At 51.9% G+C, this 17,425-nt stretch carries 15 protein-coding genes; 4 read left to right on the forward strand and 11 right to left on the reverse strand.

Translation table 11 applies throughout. The features are described from left to right. Positions 1 to 21: 21 nt before the first annotated feature. From QOS46_RS09720 to QOS46_RS09730, 3 genes are all read right to left on the reverse strand, one after another. Entirely contained in the window at positions 22 to 2,184 is a 2,163-nt protein-coding gene (locus QOS46_RS09720; RefSeq protein WP_283609283.1) for a carbohydrate-binding domain-containing protein, read from the reverse strand. A gap of 115 nt (positions 2,185 to 2,299) precedes the next feature. Then, positions 2,300 to 2,995 carry a DUF4956 domain-containing protein gene (locus QOS46_RS09725; protein ID WP_283609285.1) on the reverse strand — a complete coding sequence of 232 codons (696 nt, stop codon included), beginning with the start codon at positions 2,993 to 2,995 and terminating at the stop codon, positions 2,300 to 2,302. Next, positions 2,988 to 3,761, reverse strand: coding sequence for a polyphosphate polymerase domain-containing protein (locus tag QOS46_RS09730; protein ID WP_283609286.1), 774 nt, complete (start codon positions 3,759 to 3,761; stop codon positions 2,988 to 2,990). Before QOS46_RS09730 ends, QOS46_RS09725 begins: the two co-directional genes overlap by 8 nt. A gap of 289 nt (positions 3,762 to 4,050) precedes the next feature. Between QOS46_RS09730 and QOS46_RS09735 the strand changes: the two genes are divergently transcribed. From QOS46_RS09735 to QOS46_RS09745, 3 genes are all read left to right on the forward strand, one after another. After that, positions 4,051 to 4,728, forward strand: coding sequence for a response regulator transcription factor (locus QOS46_RS09735; protein WP_283609287.1), 678 nt, complete (start codon positions 4,051 to 4,053; stop codon positions 4,726 to 4,728). Further along, a complete protein-coding gene (locus QOS46_RS09740; protein ID WP_283609289.1) occupies positions 4,725 to 5,960 on the forward strand; it encodes a sensor histidine kinase in 1,236 nt (411 codons plus the stop codon). Before QOS46_RS09735 ends, QOS46_RS09740 begins: the two co-directional genes overlap by 4 nt. Before the next feature lie 219 nt (positions 5,961 to 6,179). Beyond that, positions 6,180 to 6,827 carry a GntR family transcriptional regulator gene (locus QOS46_RS09745; RefSeq protein WP_283609291.1) on the forward strand — a complete coding sequence of 216 codons (648 nt, stop codon included), beginning with the start codon at positions 6,180 to 6,182 and terminating at the stop codon, positions 6,825 to 6,827. Positions 6,828 to 7,043: 216 nt separating this feature from the next. Here QOS46_RS09745 and QOS46_RS09750 read toward each other — a convergent pair whose 3' ends face one another. From QOS46_RS09750 to QOS46_RS09775, 6 genes are all read right to left on the reverse strand, one after another. Next, complete coding sequence (locus QOS46_RS09750; protein ID WP_283609293.1) at positions 7,044 to 7,988, reverse strand: dipeptidase; 945 nt, start codon at positions 7,986 to 7,988, stop codon at positions 7,044 to 7,046. Positions 7,989 to 8,120: 132 nt separating this feature from the next. Then, positions 8,121 to 9,542: an SH3 domain-containing protein gene (locus QOS46_RS09755; protein WP_283609295.1), complete on the reverse strand. Its 1,422-nt coding sequence runs from the start codon at positions 9,540 to 9,542 to the stop codon at positions 8,121 to 8,123. 169 nt (positions 9,543 to 9,711) lie between these two features. Beyond that, positions 9,712 to 10,824, reverse strand: coding sequence for an alanine dehydrogenase (ald, locus tag QOS46_RS09760; RefSeq protein ID WP_283609296.1), 1,113 nt, complete (start codon positions 10,822 to 10,824; stop codon positions 9,712 to 9,714). 36 nt (positions 10,825 to 10,860) lie between these two features. After that, a complete protein-coding gene (locus QOS46_RS09765) occupies positions 10,861 to 11,190 on the reverse strand; it encodes a DUF3870 domain-containing protein (protein WP_283609298.1) in 330 nt (109 codons plus the stop codon). A 322-nt stretch (positions 11,191 to 11,512) separates the two neighbouring features. Further along, a complete protein-coding gene (locus tag QOS46_RS09770) occupies positions 11,513 to 12,841 on the reverse strand; it encodes a TRAP transporter large permease subunit (RefSeq protein WP_283609300.1) in 1,329 nt (442 codons plus the stop codon). A gap of 611 nt (positions 12,842 to 13,452) precedes the next feature. Continuing rightward, the gene (locus tag QOS46_RS09775; protein ID WP_283609302.1) at positions 13,453 to 14,016 is read right to left on the reverse strand and encodes a folate family ECF transporter S component; all 564 of its coding nucleotides are present in this window, start codon (positions 14,014 to 14,016) and stop codon (positions 13,453 to 13,455) included. Between the two features lie 395 nt (positions 14,017 to 14,411). Between QOS46_RS09775 and QOS46_RS09780 the strand changes: the two genes are divergently transcribed. Continuing rightward, a complete protein-coding gene (locus tag QOS46_RS09780; RefSeq protein ID WP_283609303.1) occupies positions 14,412 to 15,464 on the forward strand; it encodes an AbrB family transcriptional regulator in 1,053 nt (350 codons plus the stop codon). Between the two features lie 101 nt (positions 15,465 to 15,565). On the opposite strand, the gene QOS46_RS09785 is transcribed toward QOS46_RS09780, so the two are convergent. Both QOS46_RS09785 and QOS46_RS09790 read right to left on the reverse strand, forming a co-directional pair. After that, positions 15,566 to 16,519, reverse strand: a complete 954-nt coding sequence (locus tag QOS46_RS09785; RefSeq protein ID WP_283609304.1) for a triphosphoribosyl-dephospho-CoA synthase — start codon at positions 16,517 to 16,519, stop codon at positions 15,566 to 15,568. After that, on the reverse strand, positions 16,516 to 17,277 hold the full coding sequence (locus tag QOS46_RS09790) for a GntR family transcriptional regulator (RefSeq protein WP_283609305.1): 762 nt from the start codon (positions 17,275 to 17,277) through the stop codon (positions 16,516 to 16,518). Before QOS46_RS09790 ends, QOS46_RS09785 begins: the two co-directional genes overlap by 4 nt. Positions 17,278 to 17,425 lie beyond the last annotated feature (148 nt).

Below are 17,425 nucleotides of genomic sequence, written 5' to 3' on the forward strand. Positions count from 1 at the left end.
CACCCGAGCGCTTTTTTAGTTTTAAGTGGTAGAGTTTGATCCGCTCTGCTGTGTGTTTGCATTTGGGCCGCCGCGCCCTCCGTCTGCCGGAGCGCCGCTTCCCATCTCGGGTGGCGTGCCGCCATTGCCGGTGCCACCGTTGGTGTTCTGCCCGTTGTTCGGGCCAGGGCGTCCGCCGCCCTGGCCGCCCATTCCGCCAAGGGTGGTTTCTTCCCCGGTACTGGAAATCACGGTGCTCGCGCTGGAAAGCGTTACTTTTGTGAGCTGCGTGCCGCCGGAATACGTGCCATAGGCGGCATAGCCGTCTTCATTCGTTCCGCTGTTCGTACCGCCGGTGGAAACCGTATAGCTGCTGCCCTGTTTCAGGCCCGGCGCGCTGACGACGATCGTCTGAAACTGCTTTGTGGGAGTAAAAGTGAGAATGGAGTTGCCGGAAGCATCCGCAATATTTACCGCGATGCCGGCGGCCCGCATTTCGCTGAAGACCACCGTCAGGGAGTTTTGCTGTGAATCATCATCAGGAGCCTGCGCCATACCGGAGCTGCCCGCCGCCACAAGGATTCCGCCGGAAACCTTGTAGGTACCGTTAAAGTCCAGAGCGCCGTTGCCCGAATTCACGGGCCCATTCACCAGAACGGTACCGCCCTCCTGTACAATGTTACCGTTCGAGTCTACTCCGTCACCGGATGCGTTAATCATGACATATCCGCCGGTAATACGGATTTCATTGTTGGCATTTGCCTGAAAGCTGTCACCGGAATCGGTGTCATTGTCGCTGCCGCCCGCAGCATTGATGCCGTCGTCACTTGCAGTCACATGAACGGTTCCTCCGCTAATGGTAACGCTGGCGCCCTCAAGGCCTTCGTAGCTCTTTTCAATCTCGATGGTACCGTCCTGAAGCACCAGCGCATTGTCGGCGTGCATGCCGTCGTCGCCAGTTGAAATATTCAGCGTGCCTCCGGCCACGATTACCGTACCGTTGGAATGCACCGCATCATCTGCCGAATCGATCTGGAAGGTGCCGCCGCTCAGGTACACCTCACTGCCACCCTTCAGGGCCTTAGTGCTGGCGCTTTCCTCCTCCGTGCTTTCTGTTGTGCCGGAGCTGGCAGAAGCAGTGGTGTTCTGCGTCGCTGTCGCTGAGTTGGTCGGCGGAGTTCCGCTCGGGCGTTCCGCCTGTGTACCGGAGGTTGTCGCGGAAGCAGTGCCGGAAGAGGTGGCGCTTCTGTCGCCGGGACGTCCGCCGCCAAAACCACCCTGTCCGCCGCCCTGCGCGCCAGCGGGCTGATCCTGATGGGCAGCCGCGTTCGCGCTGCCGCCGCCGGCAACAATATCAAACGTTCCGCCGGTAACCTGCAGAATGGTCTCTGCCTGGAACCCATCCTGACCGCTGGTGATGTGGAAGGTACCGCCTTCAATGGCGATCCAGCCCTTCGTGGTGTCTTCATCGTTATTGGAGCGTATTGCGTCACCCTTTGCATCAACGGTAATGGTACCGTCTTTAATCGCCACGGCGTCACGACCCTTAATTCCGTCGTTCGCGGCGGTCACATCAATTGTACCGCTGACGATCTTCAGGGTGTCTTTACTGCCGATGCCGTTTTTATAGTTGCCCGTCACCGTCAAAGACCCGGTTCCGTTGATCGTCAGGTCGTCCTTGCTGAAAATCGCCGCGTCCGGTTCATCGCTGTCTGCGCTGTCGTATTTGTACTCCGTTGCATCGGTAACCGTGTTTTTGCTTTTCTCAGCAAGAACAATCACGGTCTTGCCGGCCTGACTGGAGTAGATCGGCGCACTTGTGGAATTCGAGAGCGTTACACCGTTGAGCACCAGGCGAACCAGGTCCTCTTTCCCCGCGCTGACCACAATCTGTCCGTCGGTCAGCGTACCGCTCAGCACATAGGTTCCTGCGGCGGAAATCGTAACCGTGCTGTCCTTCACTGCGGCACCGCTGCCGGTCACCGTGGCAGTGTTCCCTCTGAGTGTAATGGACGTGGAGCCGGACGCACTCCAGGCGGCATCCAGATCTTCTTCGGTGTATTCCACCGTCAGCGGTTTTTCTGTGGAAACTTCGCTGCTGCCGCTGCTGCTCGCGCTTTGCGTCGAGGCACACCCGGCTGCCGAATAAAGAAGCAGCACGGCGGACAAAATGCCCGCCAGAATTGCCTTTTTCTTTGATTTCATTGTAATTCCTCCATTACAGCTCTTGTTATTTCTATAATATAAAACCTGCTGTTGAATTTCTCCCCGCCCGCGGCGGGGAGAAAGATTGTGTTTGTTGTTTTATGAGAGAGTTGAGTTACAGCTCTTCGCGAAAATTGGAAATCTGCCCGCAGGAAATGCTCAGATTCCCATTTCGGCACCGAAGAGCATCGATAAATTCTTTTTCTATGACCGGGGAATCCAGTGTTACATGGTACCGCAGCTCATACAGACTGCCCATGTTCGTGGTTTTCACGTGCATCAGTTCCGCACCCTTGGTATATTTTTCAAACAGGTCGTCGAAGATTCCGTCATAGTCGCGGTCCTCCGGCAAGGTGATTTTCAGCTCCTTGCGGATTTTCCGCGGCTCTGCAAATTTTGTGGTGTACAGGATCATCGTCATCACACCAACCAGCACGAGGAAGAGCAGTGCAAAGAATAAATAGCCCATACCGGTGGCAAGGCCAATGGCCATAGCGAGGAAGATGCTGCCGATTTCTCTGGCGCTGCCCGGCACGGAACGGAAGCGAACCAGATTGAACGCGCCCATTACGGCGATTCCGGTGCCAAGGTTTCCGTTGACGAGCATAATGACAGTCTGAACAATCACCGGCATCAGCGCGAGAGTTACGACGAAGCTTTTATTGTAGGTATTGCGGAACATGTAACACAGTGCCACACCGATTCCAAGGGCCATAGAGGCCAGCGTGCAGAGAATAAGCTCATTGATTCCCACCGAAGTGGCGGTGGCGGTTGCAGTTGTGGTAGCTGCTGATAAGATACTGTCAAGCACAAATGATTCCTCCCGAATGTTTTTCGAACGCTTTGGATGCCGTAAGGCCCTCATAGCGTGTTCTGTATTTTGTTTTAGGAGCTAGGAACTCTTCATAGCAGGTTCCGTATTTGGAAAACGAAACCGGATAAATCTCCAGCTCCGTCATTAGGCGGCAAAGCCACAGGGGCATTACCCCGGGTACCTTGATTTCCATCAGCACCCGCTCGGGGTCAATAATGGGTGATCCTGAGTCGCCACGGCTCAAATCCAGCGATGTATCGCGCCAACGCAGATTCTGGTCAAAGGTAATACGCAGCTCCGAATCCCCCCGCCCGAACAACGCCACCCGGTCGTACCCGATAAACGTCTTCGGAACAGGCCGGTAGAAATCCACGAACCAGCGAATCTCCTCGAAAATCTGCGAGTCCTCCTGCGGCAGCCGGCCAAAGGTAAGAAAATCCATTGTTTCCTCCAACGGCAGCGAAATCCGCCGTTTGTACACAACGTCCTTGTATTTCTTTTTCAGCTCCAGGAATACCGAATCACCCTGCTGCGGCACGCCGTAGCTGCGCACCCGGATTTTCTCCTTATATACCGGCTTATCCAGCGACATGCGGATCAGCCGGTAATCCTCGGTATCCAGATACAGATTGCAGATCGTATGCCGGCCGTACTGGTCGTGCTTCATATAAGGCGTCAGTTCCGCTTCCAGCGCGGCATACTGTGTCTGATTCATCAGATATTTCTTTTCATATCGCTTGAACACATCTTGATACTGCGTCATTTAAAATCCCTCCATCAGTCAGATTTTATATAGGGCCATTCTCCGCTGGAACAATCCGTTCGGATGTGCTAAACTAGGGGAAAATGCCCGGGAATGTTTTGTTGTGAGACCATCATAAATCAAAAGACTGAAATTACTCTGAAAATACGGCTTCAGAGTAATTTCAGCCTGATGAGCTAAGATAAGCATCAAAGATAAACTCCGGCAACGAGGAGAAGATTTTTTCCATTATAAAGGAAAATATCAATATAATTATAAAAATTGCTGGGGCAACGGGGAGGGGTCGGCTATGAATATTTTAATTGTGGAGGACGAGGTTCGCCTTTCGGAAGCGTTGGCCCAGATCATGACGGAGCAAAAGTATTCCGTAGATGTGGTTCACGACGGCGAGGACGGCCTGGCCTATGCGGAAAGCGGATTGTACGATGTGGTCGTTCTGGACGTGATGCTGCCAAAGCGCAGCGGGTTTGAAGTAGTGCGCACTCTGCGCGGCAAAAAGATTGCCACACCCGTGCTGCTGCTCACCGCGCGGGACGAAATATCTGATAAAGTGACTGGACTGGACTGCGGCGCGGACGATTACATGACAAAGCCGTTTTCGCCCGAGGAACTTTTGGCGCGGGTTCGTGCTCTGGCGCGCCGCCAAGGCGATGTGGTGCTGGAGGAAATGACTTTTTCCGATATTACACTGAATCTGTCTGCCTATACGCTGCAGTGCGGCGCGAAATCGGTGCATCTTGGCTTTAAAGAATTTGAGGTAATGCGCCTGCTGATGGGGAATCCCTCAATGATCGTGCCAAAGGATGACCTGATCACCAGAGTATGGGGAACCGAATCCGGCGCGGAAGATAACAATGTAGAGGCCTACATTTCTTTTCTACGGAAAAAGCTGTTCTTTCTTGGCTCAAGGGTTAACATCGGTACCGTGCGCAAGGTTGGCTACCGTTTGGAGGAGGATGCTTCATGATCCAAAAGCTGCGCCGTAAATTTGTACTGATCAACATGTCTCTCGTGTTCTCCGTACTGCTCATCGTATTTTCAGTGCTGCTGTACACCAGTTATCAGCGGCTGGAAAACACCAGCCGGAACGACATGCAAATGGCTCTGACCCGCACCTCTGAAAAAACACCGCCAAAGTTCGAAATTGGCGGCAGCAAGCCGCAGAATCTGCCGTCTAGCACACCGATTATCTGCGCGGTGCTGAACAGCGACGGAGAAATTCTGAAAACGGTGGGACAGAATGCGGAAATCTCGCAGCAGGTTCTGGAGCAGGCGGTGCAACAGGCCCTGGAATCGAATGCGCAGGAGGGCACCATTTCTTCTCTCGACCTGCGCTTTCTGCGGAAGGACATGCCTGATGGAACGAAAATCGCCTTTGCGGACCGAAGCCATGAGCGCGATTCCATCCGCAGCCTTCTGCTCAGCGCGCTCCTGGTGGGGCTGGGCGGGCTAATCGCCTTTTTCCTGATCAGCCTATACCTGGCACGGTGGACGCTGCGCCCGGTGGAGCGCGCGTGGGAGCAACAGCGGCAGTTTGTGGCCGACGCTTCTCACGAGCTGAAAACCCCGCTGACGGTGATCCTTGCCAACACCGGAATTCTGCTTTCTCACCGCGAAAGCACCATTGAACAGCAGCTGAAATGGGTGGAATACACCCGCACAGAGGCGATCCGCATGAAGCAGCTGGTAGACGACCTTCTGTTCCTGGCCAAATCCGATGCACGGCGCATGCCGCCGCTCCAAACGCCGGTAGATTTGAGCAATGTTGCATGGAGCAGCCTTTTGCCGTATGAATCCGTCGCGTTTGAACAGGGGGTCACCCTGAATAGCAGTATTGCGCCGAACCTGTTTGTGCTGGGGGATGCGGGCCGCCTGCAGCAGTTGATCGTAATTCTGCTGGACAACGCCTGCAAATATGCCGGGGAGCACGGGGTCGTTACCCTAACGCTCGAGCAAGCGCAAGCTAAGGCCCGGCTGACAGTGAATAACACCGGGGCTTTGATCCCCACCGACCAGCTGGAGCAGATTTTTGAGCGCTTTTACCGTCTGGACCAATCCCGCGCCCGAAAAACCGAAGGCTACGGTCTAGGCCTTTCCATCGCTAAAACCATTGTGGAAGCACACGGCGGGAAGCTCTCCGCAACAAGCTCTGCCGGGGCCGGCACTTCCTTTGTCGCGGTACTTCCCCTTCAGCTATAATTCTTCCATTTTGCTTTCAATGATGGCTGCTTTTGCTTGTGCCAAAAGCAGCCATAGTTACTTATATATTAAATATATATATTTATATTTATTATATAAAATATGTTCATTTTTTCTAAATAAATTGACTTTTGAGCAAAAACAAATTAATATAAAATAAGAGATAAGCTCGAATTTCCCTGCCCCTTAAATGATTACTGTAAGGCAAGTGAGGGCACCATGCAACTGGAAAACCGCAGCGACTCAGCGTATACCATTGTCAAAAACTTTATTATTTATGAAAACTGCAAACCCGGGGAGGCGATCAGTGAAGATCAAATACAAACGGAGTACCCGAATTTCAGGCAGAAGGCAATTCGTGACGCTTTTCTTATTTTGGAAAATGAAAATTTGATTATCCGGCAATTTCGCAAGGGATTTCGAATCGCTCATATTTCTCCCAGACGTCTGCAGAACGTTTACGAAATACGCCAACTACTCGAACCTACCACTCTGGAAAAGAGCATGCAGAACATTGACCGCAGCTGGTTGTTGGAAACACGGAAAAAGTTTGTTACAATCTGTACCGCTCCTGTTCAGGAAAGCAAGGAGCTTGTTCGGCTTGACAACGAATTTCACATGGTATTAATCTCAAGCCTAAACAATCAATATGTGACCAGATTGTTAGACTGCAGCCTGGATTATTTAACTCTGATCAGAATGTACATGCTGGAGCAAAATAGAAAATACAGGCCTCGTTATCAGGAGCATACTGATATGATCGACGCAATTGTAAAAAACGACCGGGTGAAGGCCGTACGCCTGATGAACGAGCACCTCGATGAATCTTACCAACAGATTCTGAAGAGAGTGCTGACCATCATGTAGAGACAGACCGACTCCATACCGGCCTGAAAAAAGGGACGCTGAAAATCTTGATTTTCAGCGTCCCTTTTTCTATGTTCCAGTCTATCGGTGTCGTAACAGGATGACAATCACAAAACCATATTTCATTGTGAAAAGCGATTCCCTAAACAATATGATCTTGTTTCAATGCTCTCTCAGGTGCGCAAAGCTTCGCTCTGGTTTGTGCCAAGAGGTTGCTTATAGCACACTGTCGATCACGCGCTGTGCGTTTTTCCAGCAAATTTTTTCGATTTCCTCATCGGTAAAGCCGGCAGAGGTTAATGTATCCGTCAGCTTGTAAAACTGCATGCAGTCGCGGATTTCGCACGGGCCGGAAAAGCCGTCAAAATCACTTCCCAGCGCAATCACGTCAATGCCCGCAACCTTGCGGATATGCTCGATATGACGAACCATATCGGCTACGCTGCCCTGGCCGTCCTCTCCCAAAAACTTATGGTAAAAGTTGATGCCGGTCACGCCGCCCCGCTCCGCAAGCGTGCGCAGCATATCGTCGGTCAGATTGCGGCGGAAATCGCGCACCGTTCTTGCGTTCGAATGAGATGCTACAAACGGCCCGCGCGTCAGCTCCACCACATCCCAGAAGCCGCCGTCGGACAGGTGAGAAACATCTACGAGCATGTGCAGCTCGTTCATGCGCTCCACCACCTCTTTCCCCAATGGCTTGAGGCCCGCGCCCATCACAGCAGGGTCATCCGAATTCGGGTAGCCCAGCGAGTTTTCATAGTTCCAGGTGAGGGTAATCAGCCGCACACCCATATCGTGCAGCTCCTGCACACGCTCCAGGTTTTCACCGATCACGCCGCCCTCTTCCACGGTAAGAATTCCGGAAATCTTCTTCTCCTCCCGGTTTTTATGCAGGTCCGCCGCACACAGCACCGGACGAATGTACTCGCGATTATTCTCCATTTCGCGCAGATAAAAGCTCTGCATTTTTTTCAGGTATTCATATGCGTCGTCGATGGTTGCAAAATTCGTCAGACGGATAAACATCGCAAAAAACTGGCAGAACACATCCGACGAGCGCATTTTTTCAATACTGACGTTCCGTTCGCTGGAAAACAGCGGTTCCCCACTCTCCAAAAGAACGGAGATGGTATCGCAGTGCAGATCAATAAAAGACATATTTCCCCTTCCTTCCCGGTAGCTTCCCTGCCGCCGCGGCAAAATTACGGCGGCAGGGAAGCCCCATTCAAATAGAGCCGCAGAACCTAAAACAGACAGCTCTGCAACACGCAGAGCGATCAGCCCCAGGTACTATGCCGGCGTTCCGATCTCTTTTGCTTTCTGCAGGGAATCCAGCCATGAAGTTCCGTTGGCGCGGCGGACTGTCAGGTCGTTGATGACAACGCTGCGGATTCTGGCGGTAGAGGTTGCACCGGTACCTTCCGGCGCAAATCCACCCGTAGAATTGATCACATAATAACGGCCGTCCACCTTCCCCAAATAAAGCGTGATATGTCCAGGCTGATTAAGAATCGAGCCGGGCTTTAGCTGATCCAGAATCTGTTTGCGCTGAACGGTTGTTTTACCGTTAAAATCATAGGTTAGGCAAGGAATTTTCGCCTGATCTCCGGAGTTTCTAGGGAGCTGGAACCCGAAGCAGCGGTATACCTCATACGTAAGAGAAGAGCAGTCTCTTGCATTGAGCATCCCTCCCCAGCCGTAGGTGTCGCCAAGCATCTTAAAGCTCTGTGTGAGCACATTCGCTCTGGTATAGGGAAGGTACCCAAGACTGACATCCCGGTTCACAGGCAGCAGCGCATATTCATATTTTACCATGCCGTCGGCCTGCCGCGTGGGAAGCTTTATCACATAATTGTTCATGGGCACTCTTTCCAACACGGTCGCGGGGATTTCCTGCCGCTTCGCAAGCTCCACCACCGTACCCATGGAAAGCTCCAGCTCCGACAAAGCGTCGGAATACGGAGTCTGCTCCAGCCGAATTCGGCTGCCGGTCACTACCAGAAAATCTTTGTGCACGCGAGACTGTTCCCACTGGGTCTTGTTTGTAAACAGCGCGATATCCGCCGCCGGAACCCAACCGCGGTAGTAACCCGACACGGCATAGTACCACAAACCGTTGGCAGACTCGTGCAGAACCACAACGGGCTCGTTACACAGTACCGCCGTCTCCTGAAGAACATCATAGGCGAGGTCTGTCGCTTCGTCTGTCACAACATCTTTTGTTGGGAAACTGCGAACACTGGTGCGGTGTACCGTTACTCCGAAACGAACCGGGTTTGTGCTGCCGACGCTTCCCAGGTTGAGCTGGCTCTGCAGCCCCTGCCAATAAAAAGCCTCCAGCTTTTTCCCGTCGACAAACCATTCCCCTGAGGGAACGGAGGCCTGTGATTCAATCAGATTTTTCAGCTCAGAACCGGCAATCGTATTCCCATACGCGCTCAGGTTATACATCACGCCCGCCCCGAGCGTCTCCCGTGTAGCGATATTAAACGATTGAATCTGATCCTGAGACAAGATGACTGCGTTGGCATTCTGGATGCGGCCGACCCAATACTGAGCCTGCAGCATTTCGGTGGTCACATTTTCAGCAGTGGGAACCTGAGAAAATTTCAGAGCCGCATCGTTGGGGGAGGCTGCAAAAGCAGTGGCTGGGTATGAGACAACAGTACAGGCCATTAAAATGCTCATCGCAAAGGCATATAACTTTTTCATGATACCGGTATCCCCTTTCTTCCATGGAATCATCTTATTTGGTTGGTTCAAATGGATTGTAACGCTAATTTTACGAAGCGATTGATTTCTTTCTCCCGCTTTCAGCGGGAGAAAGAAATCGCTGAATTTACATCAGGTTCCTGTTCAAATGAATGGATGATGCCATCGCTTAAAACAATTTATCTGCGGAACAGCATTCCATCCCGAAGCCGTCTGCCACATTGAAGCAGGTGCATTTTCCTTCGTAGGTATTTACCGCAGAATACATCACTGGATTTTTGCGGCAGGCATCCTCCAGACCATGTTCGGCAATCTGCAGGCCATAGCGAAGCGTTGCGTTGGTCAGGGCGATGGTAGAGGTTCTGGGTACCGCGCCGGGCATATTGCCAACACAGTAATGTACTACGCCGTCCACGACAAATACCGGGTCGTCATGGTAGGTAACGTGGGTCGTTTCGCAACAGCCTCCCTGATCCACCGCCACGTCGACGATCACGCTGCCAGGGCGCATATTTTTCAGATAGGAGCGTTTGATGATCTTCGGCGCCTTTTTCCCGGGAATCAACACCGAGCCGATCACCAGGTCGGCCTGTGCCAGTTCCTTTTCCACCGCAGAATCCGTACTATAAATGGTCTGAATCCGTGCGCCGAAAACATCGTCCAAGTAGGCCAGGCGCGGCAGGCTGATGTCTGTAATTGTCACGTCCGCTCCCATTCCCACAGCAATTTTACAGGCATTGGCACCTACCGTACCCGCGCCAAGGATTACCACCTTCGCCTTGGGGGTACCGGGAACACCGGAAAGCAGCATACCGGAGCCTCCCATGGGTTTTTCCAGATACTTCGCACCCTCCTGAACGCTCAGGCGGCCTGCAATCTGGCTCATGGGCGCCAGCAACGGAATACTTCCGTCCCGCTCGATCAGGGTTTCATACGCCACCCCCTTCACGCCGGCGCTCAGCAATGCGTCCGTAAGGGGGCGGTCAGCCGCCAAGTGCAGATACGTGTACAAAATCAAATCCTTGTGAAAATGCTGGTATTCCGGCTCCAGAGGCTCCTTTACCTTGACCATCATAGTAACGGTATCCCATACCTCTTTTGCAGTATCAAGCACAATGGCTCCCGCGGCACAGTACTCTTCATTGGAGAAGCCAGAGCCGACTCCGGCATCCCTTTCCACATAAACCGTATGCCCCGCATTGTGATACACCTTTACATGATCCGGCGTAAGCCCTACACGAAATTCATTGTTCTTGATTTCTTTCACGGTTCCAATTTTCATAACAGCAATGCCTCCCATTTTTAGTTCTGCCCCCGCTTACTGCTGGGCAGACAAAATATCACGCAGTCTTCCGTTTGCGTCGCGCAGAGCTGCCACCAGAGCCTTTTGTGAGGAACCAAAATACCGGCTTCTCACCCTCTGTATCGCCTCATCCAATCCATCCAGAAGGTCGCACCCCACCAGCATGCTTCTCACAAAGTCCCTGCTGATATCGAGGATCGCATTACAAGATACATCAACAATCTGATGAGTATGCAAATCCACCACAAAGGGCAGAAAAAAAATATTATACGAAATGCTGATCGGATTGTCGCTGGCTACCTTCGCGTGGCCTACCAGATACACTGTGTTTTCGGGATAATCCATACCCTGAAACCCCTTTCTAATCGTTCTGGTTCTATTTTCAGCGATCTTTTTTGGCATGTCTGCTGACGTGGTCGTTTTATGATTTTTCAACGGGATCCCACTTTTTACCGCAACGCAGGTTTGCTGCCTTACTGAAAAATAAAACCGTTGTTATGTTATTCCAAAAATACCCGCAGCGTCAAGAGAGAAACGCAGAGCTGCACCACATGGCGCCGCGGGAGCACATTCGGATTTGAGAAGGACTGTCACCTGAAAAAGCGATTGATTTCCATAAGGCCGCTTTTTAGGGGGAATCGGTGATCCATTACACCGTATGGAATGTTCAGGTCAGAATCATTGGTCCGATCAGGGCCCAGATCACCACAAATATAATGGCTGAGCCACTGGCGATCCAGTTCGCTTCCAGCATTTCACGGGTATTTTCGCTGTGAGCGATTCCCAGCTGCCCCATCATATTACTGGTGGGGTAAATACCGCCTGTCAGGCGTGTGGCGGACAAGATCGCAATGGCGAACATGGTCATGGGCAATCCGCTGGCAACAGCGGCCGCACCGAACATTCCAGCGATGATCTTGATTTCCGCAACGGCCGCCGCTTCAATTCCGAAGCCGCCTACAACAGAGGCGATCAGCATAACCGCTGTGGGGCTGGAACCAGCCGCGCCGCTCAGCAAATTCGAAATGGCATCAAAGCCGCCGCCCAGGGTCACCAGATTCAGCAGCACGTCAATGGTCACAAACACAACAAACATTTTTGCCTGCGACGCCATTCCCTTTGCCATGGACTCGACCACGTGGTCAATATCCATTCTGCCTACAATGCCAACCACCGCCGACAGAATAATCATGACGATCAGCGCGTAGCTGGTACCCTGCTTGGTAACAATTCCATAGACAATCAACAGGAGGAAGGAAAGTAAAAATACGATTGTCGTGGTGCGCTCTTTGGGAGTGACAACGATTTCATTTATGTTCTGCACCTCATCCAGTTGGTAGAATTCCTTGCCCTCGGTACGGCGCTGGGTACGCTTTACCGCGAACCACATGCCACCCAGCCAGAACACTGCAAAGGGAATGACAGCGCCCACCATCAGCTGGCCGTAAGAAAGCCCCGTAACCTCCATGGTGATCAGCGTAACACCGGTCAGCGGCCCAACCATCAGGCCAACCTCTCCCGATACCTTAAACAGCGCCGCCACCACGGTGGGCGTTACGCCCAGCGCCGCCATCAGCGGGATCAGGATCGGCGCGATCACCGCGTTTCCGCCGCCAAGAGTTCCGAGCAAGCCGCAGACCAAGATGGAACAGATGATCAGAGTGATTTTTGCTTTTGTCTGTGTATTGACCCCGATCCGCTTTACAATCCAGTAAACCAGCGTATGTGTCACTCTTGCCTCTGTCATTAAAACGCCAAGGCCCGCGCCCGTCATAATGATGACACCGATCAGCGCTGTACTGGAGCCCAGGCTCGCCGCAAAAGCGGAAGCAAGCATTTTCAAATTCTGCCCCATCATCAACGCGCCAATTGCGATACCCACGATAATGCCGGATGTATTGTCCTTTCCCCGGAACACCATAATGATGTAAACCGCCAGCGGAATTAACGCCAGCAGCGAAGGGGACTGAATCAGTGACCAGCTTCCCAGTTCCATAAAATAACCTCCTCTGATAAATTGAATCAATCGTTGTAATAGTATTGCGGCTGATTTCCCGGCCAAAAGCATGCGGCGGAGCTGCCCGCACCGCACCTTTCAAATCACCGGGACTGCATTTTCTTTTTGTTTTATCACCTCCAGCCGTATACGTAATTCAGCCCTTACAGCCAGATTGCTGTATGCAGGATCGCCTTTCAGGCAATTCATTCACTTCTGTGCACAATACCCTGTGGATTTCCCCGATAAAAATACAAAAAGGAACCCACTGAATTGCATTAAAAAAATGCAAAACAACGGATTCCTTTTACTGATAGAACCGGAGAACATCCAGCCCCAATAAATAAAAATCGTGTATTGTCTTTCAGAAAGCGGCTTTTTATCGGCCAGTATCTTTTCCAAAAAAGGTTCCCGGCAAATCGTTGGCGGTTCCTGCAGAAAATCCCGCAAAAGCAATTGCTGATTTCTGCAATCAGTATAAATCAATCCTGCACAATTTGTCAATCGTTTTTTTTTAAAAACTATTGACTTATTTGAAACCGCTACAAAAGAATTCAAAAAACTTCATTTGCAAATCATTGCAAGCGCCGATTTACCGGAGAGCGAAACATTCAAAAACTACCATTCCCTTTTGCCTTATTCCAGAAGCGGAAACGCTCAAACAGCTTGAGCAGAGAAAACAGAAGCGCCGTATCGATCGGCAGCATAATCAGGTTTTTAATAATGCGCGCCCCCAGCAGTACGATAAATCCGTTGCCGTACAGTAACGACAGCCACACCGTATTGAGCACCCAGTTCACCAGCACAGAATTCAGAACGCAGGCCGTCACAACACGTTTCACGGTGACCGGTTTGCGGTACAGCAGCTGCCCGAACAGCGCGCCGGTTACCATCGCGCTCAGGGTAAAGCCGGGGAAAAACGGCCCTGTCGGACGGATCACGAAGCCCGCCACATCGCTGACAGCCCCAATCATTCCTCCAACCACCGGCCCGAACAGCATACCGCCGCCGGCGACGGGCAAAAACGCAAAGCTGACCTGAAGGGTCTGCGTAATGGCAAGCTTAAAAAATGCCAGAATTACACTGATTGCCACCAACATTCCAGCAACAGAAATGGTCGATACCTGTTTCATTTCATGTGCGGAGGACTTGATTTGTTCCATCCAGTTTTTCAAGAAAAATGCCCCTCTCGTTGCCGCGCAGCTTCCTTTGGTAAATGCGCAGTCAAATCAATTCAAAAATTGCCTTTCGATATCCACTATTATAAAGAAAAATATCAGACACCGCAAATAAAAGTATCACAGTTCCGTCGATTTTTCGTCTTTCTTGTCCGCAAAATCACTCCACTTATCGTCGCTTTTTATGATTCAAACCACTTTCCCCTGAGATTACCGTTTTTAAAACGCCGAAATACGTCTATTGAATTTCTTTGAATGACTCAAAAAAAGTTTTGCAATTCATCAGTTTTATGCTATACTAATGCGGCAATCTGAGTGTTTTGGGTCGGGCCGGAATATGTTGTTCCACGCCCCGGCCATTTGATCTGTGGCTGAGGGGAGGCAATTTTTCGGTGTATCTGGTTCTTACGCACCTTGTGGGAGGCGCGGGCGGCTATTGGGGAAAGAAAAAAGGAATTCCGGCCGGCGCAATGATCGGCGCGCTGCTGGCTGTGGCGCTAATGAACACCCTGGTGGGCCACGCAGCCAATTACCCACCCAATCTGCGCGTGATCGTGCAGATTTTGTCGGGCTTGATTATCGGCAGCCGTTTTACACGCGAGGACGTCAAGGCACTGCGCGTGATGGGCAAGCCTATTTTGATTCTTCTGGCCATGATGTTTACCTTAACAATTCTGTTTTCTCTGCTGATGCAAAAAATATCCGGCCTTTCTTTCATGACCTCTCTGTTTTCCTGTGCGCCGGGGGGAATGTCGGATTTGTCGCTGATTGCGGTTGACTTCGGCGCCAGCACCGATAAGGTGATGCTGCTGCAGCTGTTCCGGTTTGTTATTGTGGTCGTGTTTTTTCCCAACATCATTAAAAAGCTGTATCTCAGCGCACCTGCTCCTGTCATCTTAGTGGAAGACAGCGAAGCACAGACAAAAGAGAAGGATTCCTCCGGACAATTTTCACCGGAGAAGCTAAAAAAATTCGCGATCTCCCTGGCCGCATCGTCAGCTGGTGCGCTGCTGCTGCGTGCTTTGGGCATCCCGGCGGGTGCGATCATCGGCGCGATTCTGGGCACGGTCATTTTGAGCATGATTTCGGATTTTCTCTCTTACCCGTCCTTTGTCAAAATACTGTCCCGCGTGCTGGCCGGGTGCTACGTCGGCAGCCAGATCAGTCGTTCCACCTGGGCCGCTCTGGGCGAACTGATCGTGCCAATGATCCTCTTGGCCGTAGAGGTTTTTGTGATGTCGTTTGCCACGGCCTACCTTCTGAGCCGCTTTACCGGCATGAACAAAGCCACTGCGCTGTTCTGCTGCACCCCCGGCGGAATCACCGAAATGGGCCTGATTGCCGAGGAGCTGGGGCTGGACACCCCGAAGATTGTACTGATGCACTCCTGCCGCCTGATTTCGGTCATTTGCCTGATCCCCGTTTTGGCGCGTATTTTTGCCTAACTTCAATTGATGAGTAAAAAAAATTAAAATAGCTCATCCCCGCCTTCGGTGGGGATGAGCTATTTTTTCTTCAACCGAAGCTTTGTATGGGGTTGCGGGCGCTATTTTCTCTCTGATAAAGCCAGCGCACTCCCGCCGAAGCGCTCCGGGAATTCCTGCTCCAGCCACCAGGCCATCAGAGTCATAGAAAGCATGTCCGCCGCACCGCCCGGGCTGATGTTTTTGCGAATGAACTCCTGATCCATCCTCGCCGCCTCGGAAAGCAGCATCGCCGGCGAAAGGCCGGGCGTTTGCAGCAAAGCGACCAGTTGCTCCCGAACCTGCCGCTGGGTTTTCAAATCAGAACGGCTGATCAGGTTGGTATCCTCCAGATGAGCCATGATATGAAACAGTGTATAAATACCGGCGGCGTCGATGTCCCAGCCGAAAGCGTTGGCTCTGCGCAGCGCGGGCAGGCCGTGCAGGCGCGCTGAGGGGAATCCGTTTGCCGCTTCGCCGCGCACCCCCTCAATGCGGTACTGGCGGTACAGCCGTTCGCCGTTCGTTTCCATTTTTTCTTTCTGCGGATGATCGCCGCAGGCAATTTCCGCACACAGCGAAAACAGCCGTTCCATCGGAACACGACGCGGCTGGTCGTATAAAAGGCCGCAAGCGGCACAGAAAATCCCCATGGAATACACAATGCCCTTGTGGGTGTTTACCCCGCCGGTTGCGCGAAACATTTCGCGTTCCGCCTTTTTTCCGGGCGCGCGCAGGTGCGGCAGCAAGCGCTCCGGCGGTATTCTGCGCAGCCGCATGGCCTGCGCGGTGATCTCCCGAAAATAACCGGACAGCGCGCAGGCGCTGTCCAGAAATGTAAACAGATTCATATCACGGTGGGCTCCGTTGTTCAAACGGTCCACCAGACCGGGCTTCGGCGCAATGCACACCTCATACAGCAGCGCACGAACCGCCAGCTTTGCAATTTGGCCGCAGTAATCTTCCCGCGCGGTGTGGCACACCGCACGCCGGGTGCGGCCAGACCGCACAGTTTCTATCCGATTCCGCCGCGTCATTCCATCCTCCGGTACAAATCCTTGAGATCATCCCGCATGTTTTCCTCCGAACGGAGGATACCGCGCAGAACAAACTCCTTGGAGTGATTCAGGTGCTCATTCACAATTAACGAAATCAGCTCTTCGTCCTTTGTCTGCATCCCGCGGTAAATCAGCCCGTGCTCCTTCAGAGCCAGACGGCGCCGCTCATCGTCGTACAGTGAAATGTCGCGGAACCGAGCCACATATTCCAGCATATTGCCGACTACGTTTTCCAGTCTTTGCATCCGAGAGAAACGGTATATCATCGCATTGAAGTCGGTAAAATACTGAATAACCTTTTTCACTTCGCCCTTTTCGTTGTCCTCTTCGGTCTTTTTGAGCAGCGCCTGCATTTCCTGGTGATTCTCCGGCGTCATGCGGTTCATGGCAGCAATGGTCGCCATTGTCTCGAGCGCGATGCGAATCTCATAAATCTCCTCCGCGTCCGCCACCGTAACCCGCTTAACCACCACGCCGTATTTGGGGATATACTCCACCAAATCCTCATCCGTCAGTTTCTTAATTGCGTTTCGGATCGGGGTACGGCTGATGTTCATGTAATCGGACAAGACCTTTTCGTTGAGTCTTTCGCCGACCGGAATCACACCTTGAATGATCGCTTTTCTAAGGCCCTCGTACACCATGTCATTGAGTGGCCTGTTCTGTGATAAATTGATGATTTGCACCAATCTGCTTAAATATTCCTGCACAAAATCACCGTCCTTAATGTTAATCATTATAAAGGAATCATTGATTATTTGTCAATTTAAATTACTGAGAAAAAAAGCAATAAAAAAACACCAAGGACATCAAAAGCACACCCGCCCTGTGATAAATTAATGTATAATGTACACAGACAAAGCAAAAAAGCGCAAAAGACATTTT

Source organism: Faecalispora anaeroviscerum (assembly GCF_947568225.1).
Taxonomy (GTDB): domain Bacteria; phylum Bacillota; class Clostridia; order Oscillospirales; family Acutalibacteraceae; genus Faecalispora; species Faecalispora anaeroviscerum.

What these genes read in the sequence shown, in the direction of transcription:
- QOS46_RS09770 (WP_283609300.1), bottom strand. Translation starts at nt 12,841, where the DNA reads ATGGAACTGGGAAGCTGGTCACTGATTCAGTCCCCTTCGCTGCTGGCG.
- ald (WP_283609296.1), bottom strand. Translation starts at nt 10,824, where the DNA reads ATGAAAATTGGAACCGTGAAAGAAATCAAGAACAATGAATTTCGTGTA.
- QOS46_RS09785 (WP_283609304.1), bottom strand. Translation starts at nt 16,519, where the DNA reads ATGACGCGGCGGAATCGGATAGAAACTGTGCGGTCTGGCCGCACCCGG.
- QOS46_RS09750 (WP_283609293.1), bottom strand. Translation starts at nt 7,988, where the DNA reads ATGTCTTTTATTGATCTGCACTGCGATACCATCTCCGTTCTTTTGGAG.
- QOS46_RS09765 (WP_283609298.1), bottom strand. Translation starts at nt 11,190, where the DNA reads ATGGATTATCCCGAAAACACAGTGTATCTGGTAGGCCACGCGAAGGTA.
- QOS46_RS09740 (WP_283609289.1), top strand. Translation starts at nt 4,725, where the DNA reads ATGATCCAAAAGCTGCGCCGTAAATTTGTACTGATCAACATGTCTCTC.
- QOS46_RS09790 (WP_283609305.1), bottom strand. Translation starts at nt 17,277, where the DNA reads ATGATTAACATTAAGGACGGTGATTTTGTGCAGGAATATTTAAGCAGA.
- QOS46_RS09730 (WP_283609286.1), bottom strand. Translation starts at nt 3,761, where the DNA reads ATGACGCAGTATCAAGATGTGTTCAAGCGATATGAAAAGAAATATCTG.
- QOS46_RS09735 (WP_283609287.1), top strand. Translation starts at nt 4,051, where the DNA reads ATGAATATTTTAATTGTGGAGGACGAGGTTCGCCTTTCGGAAGCGTTG.
- QOS46_RS09720 (WP_283609283.1), bottom strand. Translation starts at nt 2,184, where the DNA reads ATGAAATCAAAGAAAAAGGCAATTCTGGCGGGCATTTTGTCCGCCGTG.
- QOS46_RS09745 (WP_283609291.1), top strand. Translation starts at nt 6,180, where the DNA reads ATGCAACTGGAAAACCGCAGCGACTCAGCGTATACCATTGTCAAAAAC.
- QOS46_RS09755 (WP_283609295.1), bottom strand. Translation starts at nt 9,542, where the DNA reads ATGAAAAAGTTATATGCCTTTGCGATGAGCATTTTAATGGCCTGTACT.